This window comes from Rathayibacter sp. AY1H3, assembly GCF_002932015.1.
Window position 1 is genome coordinate 39,137 of sequence record NZ_PSUU01000027.1, and the last position, 14,061, is coordinate 53,197.

Genomic DNA, 14,061 nt, shown 5'->3' on the forward strand with positions numbered 1-14,061 from the left:
GCCGTCTCCGGGCTCGGCGAGCGGCACCTCGGGGCGCCTCCGACCTCGGGAGGCGAGGAATCGGGGCTGAGAGCACGCACATTCTTTGGTTAGGCTGTCCTTAGTGGCGGTCCACTCGGACCCTGCGCCGCCTCCCGCACAGCCTCTCGAAAGGGACCCATGCCCCGCGCCACCACGCCCCTCGCCCTGCTCGCCGCCACCGCGCTGACGATCGGCCTCGCCGGCTGCAGCGGCTCGGCCGCCGGAGACGACGCCGCCGCCGACAGCGGCTTCACGCCGATCACGATCGAGCACGCTCTCGGCACCACCACCATCGAGTCGGCGCCCGAGCGCGTGGCGACGGTCAACTGGGCCAACCACGAGGTCCCGCTCGCGCTGGGCGTGGTCCCCGTGGGCATGGCCGCCGCCAACTTCGGCGACGACGACGGCGACGGACTCCTCCCCTGGGTGAGCGAGAAGCTCGACGAGCTCGGCGCCGAGACCCCCGTCCTCTTCGATGAGACCGACGGCATCGACTTCGAGGCCGTCTCGGACACCGACCCGGACGTCATCCTCGCCGCCTACTCCGGCCTCACGCAGGAGGACTACGACACCCTGAGCGAGATCGCCCCCGTCGTCGCCTACCCCGAGACCGCCTGGGGCACCTCCTGGCGCGACATGATCACGCTGAACAGCGAGGCGATGGGCAGGGCCGACGAGGGCGCCGCCCTGATCACCGAGCTCGAGGGCGAGATCGAGGAGAAGGTCGCCGCGCACCCGCAGCTGGCCGGCACCTCGGCGATGTTCCTCACCCACGTCGACCCGACGGACCTCAGCCAGGTCAGCTTCTACACCTCGCACGACACCCGCCCCGCGTTCTTCGAGGACCTCGGCATGGCCACCCCGGGCAGCATCGCCACCGCCTCCGCCGCGACCGACAAGTTCTCGCTCACGCAGAGCGCCGAGCAGGCCGACGCGTTCAGCGACGTCGACGTGATCGTCACCTACGGCGACGACGAGCTCGTGAGCACCCTCAAGGCCGACCCGCTGCTCTCGCAGATCCCCGCGGTCGCCGACGACGCCATCGTGCGCCTGCCCTCCACCCCGCTCGGCACCGCCGCCAACCCGACGCCGCTCTCGATCTCGTGGGTCCTCGACGACTACCTGGACCTGCTCGACGAGGCCGCCGCCAAGGCCGCGCAGAGCACTCCGGCCGCCTGAGCCGGGATCCGACCCGCGTGACCCTCGCCGCTCCTCCCGCCGCCTCGGGCGTCGCCGCCGTGCGCCGCCCGAGGCGGCTGCGCGCCCTCTGGCTGGTCGCGGCCGTGGCCGTGCTGCTCGCCGCCGCCGTGGTCTCGGTGCTGGTGGGGTCGCGGGAGGTGGCGTGGAGCGACGTGGTCGCCGCGTTCGGCGGGTCCACGGACGGATTCGCGCAGGCCGCGGTCGCCAAGCGCATCCCGCGCACCGTGCTCGCCGCGATCGCGGGCGCGGCCCTCGGCGTCGCCGGCGTGCTGATGCAGGGGGTGACCCGCAATCCGCTGGCCGACCCCGGCATCCTCGGGGTGAACACCGGAGCCTCGCTCGCGGTCGTGACGGGCATCGTCTTCTTCGGGCTGACGAGCTCCGCCGCCTACGTCTGGGTCGCGATCGGCGGGGCCGCGGTCGCCGCGGTCTTCGTCTACACGGTCGGTTCGCTCGGGCGCGGCGGCGCGACTCCGCTCAAGCTCGCCCTGGCCGGCGCCGCCACCTCGGCCGCGCTCGTCTCGGTGATCAGCGCGATCGTCCTGCCGCGCGCCGACATCGCGGGCGGCATCCGCTCCTGGCAGATCGGCGGAGTGGGCGGCGCGACGTCCGCGAGCATCGCGCAGGTGCTCCCCTTCCTCCTGGCCGGCCTCGTCCTCTGCGTTCTCTCGGCCAAGAGCCTCAACACCCTCGCCCTCGGCGACGAGCTCGCCGCGGGCCTGGGGGAGCGGGTCGCCCTCGCGCGCGGCGGGGCCGCCCTGGGCGCGGTCGTGCTCTGCGGAGCGACGACCGCGGTCACCGGGCCCATCGGCTTCGTCGGCCTGGTCGTCCCGCACGCCTGCCGCCTCCTCGTCGGCGTGGACCACCGCTGGCTGCTGCCGTTCTCGGCGGTGACCGGCGCCGTGCTCCTGATCGCCGCCGACATCGTCGGCCGCGTCGTCGCGCGCCCGAGCGAGATCGATGTGGGCATCGTCACCGCGCTGGTCGGCGCCCCGGTGTTCATCGCGATCGTCCGCCGCCAGAAGGTGCGCGAGCTGTGACCGCGCTGCTCGAGGCGCCCTCCGCCACCGCCCGCGCCGTCGCGGCCGGCCGCCGCCGCCGCGGGGCCCGCCGCCGGATCGTCGTCGCCGTGCTCGCTGTCCTGATCGCGGCCGTCCTCGCCGTCTCCCTGCTGGTCGGCCAGACCGTCTACTCGCCCGACGAGGTGCTGCGCGTGATCCTCGGCGAGCAGGTCCCCGGGGCGAGCTTCACCGTCGGGCGCCTCCGCCTCCCGCGCGCCGTCCTCGCCCTGCTGGTGGGCCTGTGCTTCGGGCTCGGCGGAGTGAGCTTCCAGACCATGCTCCGCAACCCGCTCGCCAGCCCCGACATCATCGGGATCAGCGCCGGGGCGAGCGCCGCCGCGGCCTTCGCGATCGTGACGCTCTCGCTCGGGGCGGCGCAGGTCTCGGCCCTCGCGATCGTCGCGGGACTCGTGGTCGCCCTGCTCGTCTACGCCCTGTCCTACCGCAGCGGAGTCGCCGGCACCCGGCTGATCCTGATCGGCATCGGGGTCGCCGCGATGCTCGACTCCCTCACCGCCTACGTGCTCTCGCAGGCCGCCGCGTGGGACCTGCAGGAGGCGTCCCGCTGGCTCACCGGGAGCCTCAACGGCGCGAGCTGGAGCGAGGTCGTGCCGGTCCTCGCCGCGGTCGTCGTCCTCACCCCCGTCCTGCTCTCGCGCTCGCGCGACCTCTCCGCCACGCAGCTCGGCGACGACACCGCCTCCGCGCTCGGCATCCGCGTGAACGCCACCCGCCTCGTCGTGATCGTCGCGGCGGTCGGGCTGATCGCCTTCGCGACCGCCGCCGCCGGCCCGATCGCGTTCGTGGCCTTCCTCTCCGGCCCGATCGCCGCCCGCCTGATCGGGCCCGGCGCGTCGCTCCTCATCCCCTCGGCCCTCGTCGGCGCGCTGCTCGTGCTCGTCGCCGACTTCGTCGGGCAGTTCGGGCTGGGCCTGCGCTACCCGGTCGGAGTGGTCACCGGCGTCCTCGGGGCGCCGTACCTCGTCTACCTCATCGTCCGCAGCAACAGAGCGGGAGGCTCACTGTGACCACCGCGCACACCCTGACGGCCGAGGGGGTCACCCTCGGCTACGGCGACCGGACGGTCGTCGACGGCCTCGACCTCGTCGTCCCGCCCGGCCGCATCACCGCGATCGTCGGAGCGAACGCCTGCGGCAAGTCGACGCTCCTGCGCTCGATGTCGCGCCTGCTCGCGCCCCGCTCCGGCGCCGTGCTGCTCGACGGCAGGGCCGTGCACCGGACGCCGGCGAAGCAGCTCGCCCGCACGCTCGGCCTCCTCCCGCAGTCGCCGATCGCCCCGGAGGGCATCACCGTCGCGGATCTCGTCGGCCGCGGCCGCCATCCGCACCAGGGGATGCTGAGCCGTTGGAGCGCCCACGACGACGAGGCCGTCGCGACCGCGCTCGACGCGACCGACACCGCCGCCCTGGCCGACCGCTCCGTCGACGAGCTCAGCGGCGGGCAGCGCCAGCGCGTCTGGATCGCGATGGCCCTCGCGCAGGAGACCGACGTGCTGCTGCTGGACGAGCCGACCACCTTCCTCGACGTCAGCCACCAGATCGAGGTGCTCGACCTGCTCGTCGACCTCAACCGCACCCGCGGGACGACGGTGGTGATGGTGCTGCACGACCTCAACATGGCCGCCCGCTACGCCGACCACCTCGTGGCGATCGCGCACGGCGCGGTGCACGCCTCCGGCACCCCGGCCGCGGTGCTCACCGAGGAGACGGTGCTCGCCGTGTTCGGCCTCGACAGCCGCATCATCACCGACCCGACCTCGGGCACTCCGCTGATGCTCCCCCTCGGGCGGCACCGCCTCGCCCCCGAGCGGATCGACGCCCCCGGCGGCGCGCAGATGACGGACGTGTAAACGGTTCCACACGGCGGCCGGGGGGCGTATACGATACCTGCAGTCCGCGGCGGACGACCGTCATCGGCGGAACCGCCGAACGCCTGCCCCCGATCAGAGGTCCTCCCCGCCGTGACTGCATCCCCGACGCGCCCCGACGCCTCCGCCCTCCGCGGCGTCCGCGCGCTCCTGTTCGACCTCGACGGCGTGCTCACGCCGACCGCCGACATCCACATGCAGGCCTGGTCGCGGCTGTTCACGGAGTACCTCTCCTCGCGCGGGATCGCCGAGGGCTACACCGACGCCGACTACTTCCGGTACATCGACGGACGCCCGCGGTACGACGGCGTCCGGGCGCTCCTCGCCTCGCGCGGCATCACCCTCCCCGAGGGCGCGCCCGAGGACGACCCGTCGCTCGAGACCGTCTGCGGGCTCGGCAACCGCAAGAACGACGCCTTCAACCGCACCCTCGCCGAGACCGGCGTCGCTCCCTACCCGGGCTCGCTCCGCTTCGTCGACGCCGCGATCGCCGCGGGCGTGCAGGTCGCCGTCGTCACCTCCTCCCGCAACGGCGTGCCGGTGCTCGAGGCGGCCGGCCTCCGCGACCGCTTCGAGGTCGTCGTGGACGGGCTCCTCGCCGCCGAGCGCTCGATCGCCGGCAAGCCCGCGCCCGACACCTACCTCTACGCGGCCGAGCTCCTCGGCCTCCCGGCCGCCGAGTGCGCCGTCCTCGAGGACGCGCACTCCGGAGTCGCGGCAGGCCGCGCGGGAGGCTTCGGCCTCGTCGTCGGCGTCGACCGCGGAGTCGGGGCCGACACCCTGCTCGAGCACGGCGCCGACCTGGTCGTGGACGACCTGGCCGAGCTGCTCCCCTTCCTCCCCACCGCTCCCGCCCCCGAGGACGCCGCATGAACCCCATCACCTCCGACCCGCTCGACCGGAACCGCTTCCCGATCGACGAGTGGGCCCTCGTCGAGACCGAGTTCGCCTCCGAGCTGCAGGGCCGCACCGAGACGCTCTTCGCCACCGGCAACGGCTACCTCGGCCTCCGCGGCAACGTGGAGGAGGGGCGCGACGGCTACGCCTACGGCACCTTCATCAACGGGTTCCACGAGACCTGGCCCATCCGCCACGCGGAGGAGGCGTTCGGCTTCGCCCGCGTCGGCCAGACCATCGTCAACGTGCCGGACGCCAAGATCATCCGCCTCTACGTCGACGACGAGCCCTTCGTGCTGAGCGAGGCCGACGTCCTCGCCTACTCGCGCCGCCTCGACTTCGCGAACGGCGTGCTCACCCGCGAGCTGGAGTGGCGCACCCCCTCCGGCAAGCGCGTCCTGATCCGCTCGCGCCGCCTGGTCTCGTTCACCGACCGGCACCTCGCGATCCTCGACTACGAGGTCGAGATGCTCGACCACGACGCGTCCGTGCTGATCTCGAGCCAGATCCTCAACCGCCAGGACGGCGTCGACGAGTACCACGCCCCCTCCGGCAGCGAGGGGGCCGGCTTCGACCCGCGCAAGGCGGAGTCGTTCGAGGACCGCGTGCTCCAGCCGCGCCTCAAGCGCGTCAGCGGCACCCGCTACCTCCTCGGCTACCGGACCACCAACTCCCAGATGACCGTCGCCTGCGGCGCCGAGCACCAGCTCGAGACCGAGAACGAGTGGGACCAGACCTCCCAGATCGACGACGACCTCGCCAAGCACGTCTACCGCGTGAAGGCCAAGGCCGGCCGGCCGGTCCGCCTGGTCAAGACGCTGACCTACCACACCTCCCGCGGCGTGCCCGTGCGCGAGCTCGCCGACCGCTGCGACCGCACGCTCGACCGCGCCCGCGAGACGCCGGTCGAGGAGCAGTTCGTCAAGCAGCGCGAGTGGCTGGACGACTTCTGGACCCGCTCCGACGTGCAGCTGGACGGCCAGCCCGCGATCCAGCAGGCCACCCGCTGGAACCTCTTCCAGCTCGCCCAGTCCACCGCCCGCACCGACGGCGGCGGAGTCGCGGCCAAGGGCGTCTCGGGCTCCGGCTACGGCGGCCACTACTTCTGGGACACCGAGGTCTACGTCCTCCCGTTCCTCAGCTACACGGCGCCCCTCGTCGCCCGGAACGCCCTGCGCTTCCGGCAGAACATGCTCGAGGCCGCCCGGGCGCGCGCCTCCGAGCTCAACCAGCGCGGCGCGCTCTTCCCCTGGCGCACCATCAACGGTCAGGAGTCGTCGGCGTACTACGCCGCCGGCACCGCTCAGTACCACATCGACGCCGACATCTCCTACGCGCTCATGCAGTACGTGGGTGCCACGGGCGACGACGACTTCCTCGCCCGCGGAGCGATCGACATCCTCGTCGAGACCGCGCGGATGTGGGCCGATCTGGGCTTCTGGCGCAGCAACGGCGACGATCACTTCCACATCCACGGAGTGACGGGGCCGGACGAGTACACGACCGTCGTCAACGACAACCTGTACACGAACGTCATGGCCCGGGCGAACCTCCGCTCGGCCGCCCGCGCCGTCGAGCTGCTGAAGGCCGTCGAGCCCGCCGCGTACGAGCGGATGGCCGACCGCCTCGCTCTCGACGAGGGCGAGGTGCTCGAGTGGGCGCGCGCCGCCGAGAAGATGCACATCCCCTTCGACGCGCGGGCGGGCATCCACCCGCAGGACGCGGCCTTCCTCGAGAAGGAGCTGTGGGACCTCGAGAACACCCCCGCGAGCAAGCGCCCGCTGCTGCTGCACTTCCACCCGCTGGTGATCTACCGCTTCCAGGTGCTCAAGCAGGCCGACGTCGTGCTCGCGCTGCTGCTGCAGGGCAACGAGTTCACCGCCGAGCAGAAGCGTGCCGACTTCGAGTACTACGACGCGCTGACCACCGGCGACTCGACCCTCTCGGCCGTCGTGCAGTCGATCATCGCCGCCGAGGTCGGCTACAGCGACCTGGCCCGCCACTACTTCCTGTCGGCGCTGTTCGTCGACCTCGCCGACCTGCACCGCAACACCGCGGACGGCATCCACGTCGCCTCGACGGGCGGCGTCTGGAGCGCCCTCGTCTACGGCTTCGGCGGGATGCGCGACCACGGCGGCCGGATCACGCTCGATCCGCGCCTTCCCGACGACTGGGACCGCCTCGCCTTCCGCATCACCCTCCACGGCACGCGCGTGCGCGTCGAGGTGACGCAGACCGAGGTCCTGCTGACGGTCGAGACCGGCGACTCCGCCGCGATCACCGTCCGCGACGAGCGCGTGCACGTCGCCGCCGGCAGCCCCGTGCGCGTCCCGCTCACCCACCAGGGCCGCCGCCTGCACGGCGCGCCGACCACGTCCGACATCGAGGGCACCCGCCGCTCCGACGGCACCGTGATCACCGCCTCGATCCCCACCATCTCGATGACCCCCGAGCCCGAGGTCCTGACCGGGCCCTGAGCGGCGCCGCGAACATCGCCCATCACGCACGAGACCCCCGGCCGGAACCGGGGGTCTCGTGCGTCGCGGGCGGGCGGAGCCGGCCGGATCGGATGCGTCAGGCGGAGGCGAGCAGCGAGCGCAGCGCCGACGTGAAGAACGTCAGCCCGTCCACACCCGAGCGCATCGCGGCGGCCGTGTCGGGCCCGAAGCCCTCCTCGACGGCGTGCTCCGGGTGCGGCATGAGCCCCACCACGTTGCCGCGGCGGTTGCTGATGCCGGCGATGTCGTTCATCGAGCCGTTCGGGTTGTGGCCGAGGTAGCGGACGACGACGCGTCCCTCCGCCTCGAGCTCGAGCAGCGTGTCGGCCGAGGCGATGTAGCCGCCCTCGCCGTTCTTCAGCGGGATCGTGATCTCCTGGCCGGGCTCGAAGCCGTTCGTCCAGGCGGTCTCGGTGCTCGCGACCATCAGGCGCTGGTCGCGGCAGACGAAGGATCCGATGTCGTTCGCGATCAGGCCGCCGGGCAGCAGGTGCGCCTCGGTGAGCATCTGGAAGCCGTTGCAGATGCCGAGGACCGGGGTCCCGGCGTTCGCCGCGTCGACGACCTCGCGCATGATCGGGGAGTGGGAGGCGATGGCGCCGCAGCGCAGGTAGTCGCCGTAGGAGAAGCCCCCCGGCAGGACGATCGCGTCGACGCCGTCGAGGTCGTGGTCGCCGTGCCACAGCGCGACCGGCTCCGCACCCGCGAACCGGACGGCGCGCTGGGCGTCGCGGTCGTCGAGCGAGCCGGGGAAGGTGATGACGCCGATCCTCATCGGGCGGCCTCCGCCGGGTAGTGGATCCCGACGACGTCCTCGATCACCGAGTTCGAGAGCATCTCGTCGGCGATGCGCTGCACCGAGGCGCGCACCTCGTCGGTCACCTCGTCGACGGTGATCTCGAAGCGCTTGCCCACCCGCACGCCGTGGAGGGCGGAGTGGCCCAGCCGCGCGAGCGCGCCGGCGACGGCCTTCCCCTGCGGGTCGAGCAGCTCGGCCTTGGGCATGACTTCAACGACGATCGTGGGCACCGTGTTCTCCGGAGTCTCGGGGGAGTGCGGTCTTCCGCGCGACCATCGTACCCGCGGGGGTCCCCGCGGTCGGCGGCGCTCAGGAGGTCGTGACGCGGATCGCGTTCGCCCAGGGGTCCTCGAAGGCGAGGGTGCGGCCGTCGTCGCGGGTGGCGACTCCGGAGCGGGCCAGCCGCTCGCCGAGCGCGCCGAGGTCGTCGGCGCCGGGCACCACGATCTCGACCTGTCCGAGGCCGAGGGCCTGCTGCCGGCGTCCGGCGCCCGCCGAGTTCCAGGTGTTCATCGCCATGTGGTGGTGGTAGCCGCCCGCCGAGACGAAGAGCGCCTGCCCGCCGTACGCGATCGTCGTCTCGAAGCCGAGCCGGTCGACGTAGAACTCCTTCGCGGTGGCGACGTCGCCCACGCTCAGGTGCACGTGGCCGACGGAGGCGCCGCCGAGGCGCGGCTGCGCGATCGACTCCTCGGTGAGGTGCTCCTGCAGGAACGCGTTCGGGTCGAGGAAGAGCGTGCTCATCTCGATCCGCCCGTGCGTCCACGACCACTGCGTGCGGTCGCGGTCCCAGTAGAGCTCGACGCCGTTGTGCTCGGGGTCGTCGAAGTAGAAGGCCTTGCTGACCAGGTGGTCGGAGCTGCCGGTGAAGGAGCCGGGGTGCCGGGTCGCGACGCTGTACACGGCCGCGGCGAGCGCCGCCTCCGATTCGAAGAGGATCGCCGTGTGGAAGAGGCCGGCGCTGCGCGGCGAGGCGTGCACCAGCTCGGGCGCGTGCTGGAGGATCACGGCCGGCACTCCGCCGCGGCCGAGCACCGCGACCGGTCCGTCGTGCGAGAGCAGCTCGAGCGTCACGGCGTCGCGGTAGTAGGCGATCATCCCGTCGAGGTCGGCGACGCGGAGGGTCACCGCGCCCATCGCGGTGTCGGGAGCGAGCAGGTCGGGGGAGGAGGTGGTCACGGCGGAGACGCTACCCGCTTTTGGTTGAAGCTACAACCATTCAGAGGGGCGAGCGCTCATAGGAACCGCATAAGCATCGTCCAGGCGGCGCGGGGAGGCCGGGCGTGGAATGGGAACCGGTCGCCGTCAGGGGCGGCCCCGGCACGAGGACGACACCATGAACGAGCGACACGAATCCGACGAGCGAGAGCTCACCGACCAGCCCGCCATCACCGAGGCGACGGGCGCCGACGAGGTGCGCGCGCTGCGCGCGGACGACCGTCGTCGTCGTCGTCGGGCGCTGATCGCCGGCGGCCTCGGCCTCGCCGTGCTGATCGGAGTGACAGCAGGCGGAGTCGCCACCGCCGGCCGCACCGAGGCGGCCTCCTCCGCCTCGGCCGGCGCCGCCACGATCGTCTACCCCGGCGGCTCGCGGGGATCCTTCGGCGGCGGGTACGTGATCGTCCCCTCCTGGGGCGGATCGACGCAGGGCGGATCGACGCAGGGTGGCTCCTCCGCGTACGGGTCGATGCAGGGCGGCTCCTCCGCCTCCGAGCCGGCCACCGGCGCGACCGACGCCGTGGCCGCGAGCACCGCGCAGACCGCCGGCGTGGTCACGATCACCTCCGAGCTCACCTACCAGGGCGCCCGCTCGGCCGGCACCGGCATGATCCTCACCTCCGACGGCATGATCCTCACCAACAACCACGTCGTCGAGGGCGCCACCGCGATCTCGGTCACGGTGGAGTCGACGGGCCGCAGCTACACCGCCCGCGTCGTCGGCACCGACGCGACGAACGACGTCGCCGTCCTGCAGCTGGAGGACGCCTCCGGCCTCACCCCCGCCTCGCTCGACACGGACGGGGTCGCTGTGGGCGACACCGTGACCGCCGTCGGCAACGCGGGAGGGACGGGCGACCTGGTCGCCGCCACCGGCACGGTCACCGGTCTCGATCAGCAGATCACCACCCGCTCCGAGTCGGGGATCTCCGCCGAGACGCTGACCGGGCTGATCCAGACGGACGCAGACATCGTCTCCGGCGACTCCGGCGGCCCGCTCGTCGAATCCGCCGGCCGCGTCGTGGGGATGGACACCGCCGCCTCCAGCGGAACGGCCGACATCACCGGCTTCGCGATCCCGATCTCGAAGGCCCTGGACATCGTGGCCACCATCGAGGCGGGCGCCGACACGGCCACCGTCGAGATCGGCTATCCGGCCTTCCTCGGCGTCTCCCTCTCCTCCGGCACCGCGTCTCCGACTTCGCGCGCGCTCGCGACCACCGCGTCCGGCGCCGTGATCGGCGGAGTCGTCGAGGGCGGGCCGGCCGCGCAGGCGGGCCTCGAGGCGGGGGACGTCGTCACCGCGGTCGACGGGGTCGCCGTCGCCTCGGCCGATCAGCTGTCCGCCTCGCTCGCGCAGCGCGAGCCCGGGGAGTCGGTGACGATCTCGTGGACCGACTCCGCGGGCGCCGCCCGCTCCGCCCAGGTCGTGCTGGTCGAGGGTCCGGTCGCCTGATCGGAGCCTCCGCGTGGCCGCCGGAGCGTTCCCGGCCGTTCACCCGGGCGAGCGCGCCACGCCGCCCGTTGTTTTGATCCGCTCAAGACAACTCGGGTAGTGTCCTCGGCATGACGACAGTGGACGAGCGGCTCCGAGCCTCCGGGCTCAAGGTCACCGCCACCCGGCGCGCGGTGCTCCTCGCTCTCGAGGAGCACCCGCACTCCGGGGTCGACGCGGTCCTGGCCCGAGTGCGCGAGGGCCTCCCCGAGGCTTCGGCCCAGGCCGTCTACGGAGTGCTCTCGGCGTTCACCGACGCCGGGATCGTCCGCCGCATCGAGCCGGAGGGCCATCCCCGCCGGTTCGAGCTGCGGGTCGGCGACAACCACCACCACGTGGTGTGCCGGCGCTGCGGGGCCGTGGCCGACGTCGACTGCGTCGTCGGGGAGGCGCCGTGCCTGCATCCGCAGACCGCGAGCGGCTTCGCCGTCGACACCGCCGACGTCACGTTCTGGGGCACCTGCCCCGACTGCCTGGCCCTGGCCCACTGACCGACATCCGCTACACCGCAGCGGCGGGCCCCGTGCCCCTCGCCGACAGGAGGAACATGACCGAGGAACGATTCACCACCACGAACTCCGGAGCACCGGTCGCGAGTGACGACCACTCGCTGAGCGTCGGAGCCGACGGACCCCTCGCGCTCCACGACCACTACCTCGTCGAGAAGCTGGCCCAGTTCAACCGTGAGCGCATCCCGGAGCGGGTCGTCCACGCCAAGGGCGGCGGAGCCTTCGGACATTTCACCACCACCGCCGATGTCAGCGCCTACACGCGTGCCGCGCTCTTCCAGCCCGGAGTCGAGACCGAGATGCTCGCGCGGTTCTCCACTGTCGCCGGCGAGCAGGGCTCGCCCGACACCTGGCGCGACCCCCGCGGCTTCGCGCTGAAGTTCTACACGAGCGAGGGCAACTACGACCTCGTCGGCAACAACACCCCCGTCTTCTTCATCCGCGACGGCATCAAGTTCCCCGACTTCATCCGCTCGCAGAAGCGCCTGCCCGGCAGCCACCTGCGCGACCACGACATGCAGTGGGACTTCTGGACCCTCTCGCCCGAGTCGGCCCACCAAGTCACATGGCTCATGGGCGACCGCGGCCTCCCCTCCTCGTGGCGGCACATGGACGGCTTCGGCTCGCACACCTACCAGTGGATCAACGCCGCCGGCGAGCGCTTCTGGGTCAAGTACCACTTCAAGACCGACCAGGGCGTCGAGATCCTGAGCCAGGAGCAGGCCGACCAGATCGCCGGGGAGGACGCGGACTTCCACATCCGCGACCTGTCCTCCGCCATCGACCGCGGCGACTTCCCCTCGTGGACGCTGTCCGTGCAGGTCATGCCGTACGAGGACGCGAAGAGCTACCGGTTCAACCCGTTCGACCTCACCAAGGTCTGGCCCCACTCGGACTACCCGCTGATCCAGGTCGGCACCATGACGCTCGACAGGAACCCCGAGAACTACTTCGCGCAGATCGAGCAGGCGGCGTTCGCCCCCTCGAACTTCGTGCCCGGGATCGCGGCCAGCCCCGACAAGATGCTCCTCGCGCGCATCTTCAGCTACGCCGACGCGCACCGCTACCGCGTGGGGACCAACCACGCGCAGCTGCCGGTGAACGCGCCGAAGTCGCCCGTGCACTCGTACTCGAAGGACGGCCCCATGCGGTTCGACTTCCAGAAGTCCGAGGAGCCCGTCTACGCGCCGAACACGATGGGCGGCGCCCACGCCGATCCCGCCCGGGCGGCGGAGTCGGCCGGCTGGGAGACCGACGGCGAGCTGACGCGCGCCGCGGCGACCCTCCACCCGGAGGACGACGACTTCGGTCAGGCGGGGACGCTCTACCGCGAGGTCCTCGACGACGACGCGCGCGCCCGCCTGGTCGCGAACATCGCCGGCCATGTGTCGAAGGTCACCCGTCCGGAGCTGCGGCAGCGCGTGCTCCAGTACTGGGCGAACGTCGACTCGTCGCTCTCGCAGCGCGTCGCCGAGGCGCTCGAGCCCTCGGCTCCCGGTGCGGACGTCTCCCCCGAGGCGGTCGGCATCGGGGCGTAGTCCCGGCATCCCCTCGAGGAGCGCGCGGTACCGGAGCGATCCGGGTCGCGCGCTCCTCGTCGTTACCGGGGAGGGTCCTTCCACTCGGTGGAGTCGGATCCCGCGCGCGCGGGTGCCCGCCTCGGTCCGATGCAGCCGGCTCGGACCCCGGATCCGCCCGCGGAACCGGGCGCCGACGGGGAGGACCCCTGATCCCGACACGCCCGGGATGTGCGATTTCGGCCCGTCGTTTGACAGCACCGCGATCGCTGCGTAACTTATTCCGAGTCGCCACAAAGGCCGCAGGGAAACGGAAAGAGCAGCAGCTCCTACGTCCCGGCCTCAATCGGGACCATCCACTCGGCAAGACAGCTTTTCGGAGCAGGTCTGCCGCACGGATGTAAAGCCTTCGCAGGATTCCTCGGATCCAGCAACTTCGCCGCCCGGCGCAGGACTCAGGTCCTGAACCGAGCAACGTCGGAGCGCCTATGAGCGTGACGGCATCGCGAAGAAGCCGGATTTGACACGGCCTGCGGATGTGCTAAGTTATACAAGTTGCCACGGCGACAGGGAGAAAGAAACTTCTCCTAGTCTACCGAGAAGACGCGTATGACGCAAGCAACATGATCTTCGATCACTTTCGTTGTGAAGCACCGTTCTGGTGTGGAGGCGGGATGTGTCCGATTCTTGAGAACTCAACAGCGTGCACTATGTTCAATGCCAATTTTATACCCCGGCCTTGATCTTCGGATCGGGTTGGGATTCCTTTGGAAATTGATGTCAGCTTCCGGCTTTCGGGTCGGAGAGATGTCTTATTTGCTAGAGGTCAAACTTGACTCTCCTTCTCTTCGGGGTTGGGGGTCGTAATTTTTTTACGGAGAGTTTGATCCTGGCTCAGGACGAACGCTGGCGGCGTGCTTAACACATGCAAGTCGAACGATGAAGCCCAGCTTGCTGG

12 protein-coding genes and 1 rRNA gene are annotated in these 14,061 nt (G+C 71.6%); 10 read left to right on the forward strand and 3 right to left on the reverse strand.

Annotation, left to right across the window (positions count from 1 at the left end; genetic code table 11):
• Nucleotides 1–159 precede the first annotated feature (159 nt).
• The 6 genes from C5C33_RS11595 (at nucleotide 160) to C5C33_RS11620 (ending at nucleotide 7,544) form a co-directional block, all read left to right on the forward strand.
• Nucleotides 160–1,200, forward strand: coding sequence for an iron-siderophore ABC transporter substrate-binding protein (locus C5C33_RS11595; RefSeq protein ID WP_104222743.1), 1,041 nt, complete (start codon nucleotides 160–162; stop codon nucleotides 1,198–1,200).
• Between the two features lie 17 nt (nucleotides 1,201–1,217).
• On the forward strand, nucleotides 1,218–2,261 hold the full coding sequence (locus tag C5C33_RS11600; protein ID WP_104234258.1) for an iron ABC transporter permease: 1,044 nt from the start codon (nucleotides 1,218–1,220) through the stop codon (nucleotides 2,259–2,261).
• Nucleotides 2,258–3,310: an iron ABC transporter permease gene (locus C5C33_RS11605; RefSeq protein ID WP_258060555.1), complete on the forward strand. Its 1,053-nt coding sequence runs from the start codon at nucleotides 2,258–2,260 to the stop codon at nucleotides 3,308–3,310. The genes C5C33_RS11600 and C5C33_RS11605 overlap by 4 nt, the downstream gene beginning before the upstream one ends.
• Nucleotides 3,307–4,152 (forward strand): ABC transporter ATP-binding protein, encoded by an 846-nt coding sequence (locus tag C5C33_RS11610; RefSeq protein WP_104222740.1) that lies wholly within the window; start codon nucleotides 3,307–3,309, stop codon nucleotides 4,150–4,152. The genes C5C33_RS11605 and C5C33_RS11610 overlap by 4 nt, the downstream gene beginning before the upstream one ends.
• 111 nt (nucleotides 4,153–4,263) lie before the next feature.
• Nucleotides 4,264–5,043 carry an HAD family phosphatase gene (locus C5C33_RS11615; protein ID WP_104261183.1) on the forward strand — a complete coding sequence of 260 codons (780 nt, stop codon included), beginning with the start codon at nucleotides 4,264–4,266 and terminating at the stop codon, nucleotides 5,041–5,043.
• The gene (locus C5C33_RS11620) at nucleotides 5,040–7,544 is read left to right on the forward strand and encodes a glycoside hydrolase family 65 protein (protein WP_104222738.1); all 2,505 of its coding nucleotides are present in this window, start codon (nucleotides 5,040–5,042) and stop codon (nucleotides 7,542–7,544) included. The genes C5C33_RS11615 and C5C33_RS11620 overlap by 4 nt, the downstream gene beginning before the upstream one ends.
• 97 nt (nucleotides 7,545–7,641) lie before the next feature.
• Here C5C33_RS11620 and purQ read toward each other — a convergent pair whose 3' ends face one another.
• The 3 genes from purQ to C5C33_RS11635 all read right to left on the reverse strand — a co-directional run bounded on the left by purQ (nucleotide 7,642) and on the right by C5C33_RS11635 (nucleotide 9,501).
• On the reverse strand, nucleotides 7,642–8,340 hold the full coding sequence (gene purQ / locus C5C33_RS11625) for a phosphoribosylformylglycinamidine synthase subunit PurQ (protein WP_104234257.1): 699 nt from the start codon (nucleotides 8,338–8,340) through the stop codon (nucleotides 7,642–7,644).
• Nucleotides 8,337–8,594, reverse strand: coding sequence for a phosphoribosylformylglycinamidine synthase subunit PurS (gene purS, locus C5C33_RS11630; protein WP_104222736.1), 258 nt, complete (start codon nucleotides 8,592–8,594; stop codon nucleotides 8,337–8,339). Before purS ends, purQ begins: the two co-directional genes overlap by 4 nt.
• A gap of 79 nt (nucleotides 8,595–8,673) precedes the next feature.
• A complete protein-coding gene (locus C5C33_RS11635; RefSeq protein ID WP_104239376.1) occupies nucleotides 8,674–9,501 on the reverse strand; it encodes a VOC family protein in 828 nt (275 codons plus the stop codon).
• A gap of 199 nt (nucleotides 9,502–9,700) precedes the next feature.
• Between C5C33_RS11635 and C5C33_RS11640 the strand changes: the two genes are divergently transcribed.
• The 4 genes from C5C33_RS11640 to C5C33_RS11655 form a co-directional block, all read left to right on the forward strand.
• Nucleotides 9,701–11,038, forward strand: coding sequence for a S1C family serine protease (locus C5C33_RS11640; protein ID WP_258069228.1), 1,338 nt, complete (start codon nucleotides 9,701–9,703; stop codon nucleotides 11,036–11,038).
• A 110-nt stretch (nucleotides 11,039–11,148) separates the two neighbouring features.
• Nucleotides 11,149–11,568: a Fur family transcriptional regulator gene (locus C5C33_RS11645; protein ID WP_104222735.1), complete on the forward strand. Its 420-nt coding sequence runs from the start codon at nucleotides 11,149–11,151 to the stop codon at nucleotides 11,566–11,568.
• Nucleotides 11,569–11,624: 56 nt separating this feature from the next.
• Complete coding sequence (locus C5C33_RS11650) at nucleotides 11,625–13,124, forward strand: catalase (protein ID WP_104261184.1); 1,500 nt, start codon at nucleotides 11,625–11,627, stop codon at nucleotides 13,122–13,124.
• Nucleotides 13,125–13,974: 850 nt separating this feature from the next.
• Nucleotides 13,975–14,061: ribosomal RNA gene (locus C5C33_RS11655) — 16S ribosomal RNA — on the forward strand; the annotation flags it as partial.

Bases quoted from the DNA above. Each gene is read 5' to 3' on its own strand.
- C5C33_RS11595 (WP_104222743.1), top strand. From the start codon at position 160: ATGCCCCGCGCCACCACGCCCCTCGCCCTGCTCGCCGCCACCGCGCTG.
- C5C33_RS11620 (WP_104222738.1), top strand. From the start codon at position 5,040: ATGAACCCCATCACCTCCGACCCGCTCGACCGGAACCGCTTCCCGATC.
- purQ (WP_104234257.1), bottom strand. From the start codon at position 8,340: ATGAGGATCGGCGTCATCACCTTCCCCGGCTCGCTCGACGACCGCGAC.
- C5C33_RS11635 (WP_104239376.1), bottom strand. From the start codon at position 9,501: ATGGGCGCGGTGACCCTCCGCGTCGCCGACCTCGACGGGATGATCGCC.
- C5C33_RS11640 (WP_258069228.1), top strand. From the start codon at position 9,701: ATGAACGAGCGACACGAATCCGACGAGCGAGAGCTCACCGACCAGCCC.
- C5C33_RS11645 (WP_104222735.1), top strand. From the start codon at position 11,149: ATGACGACAGTGGACGAGCGGCTCCGAGCCTCCGGGCTCAAGGTCACC.
- C5C33_RS11650 (WP_104261184.1), top strand. From the start codon at position 11,625: ATGACCGAGGAACGATTCACCACCACGAACTCCGGAGCACCGGTCGCG.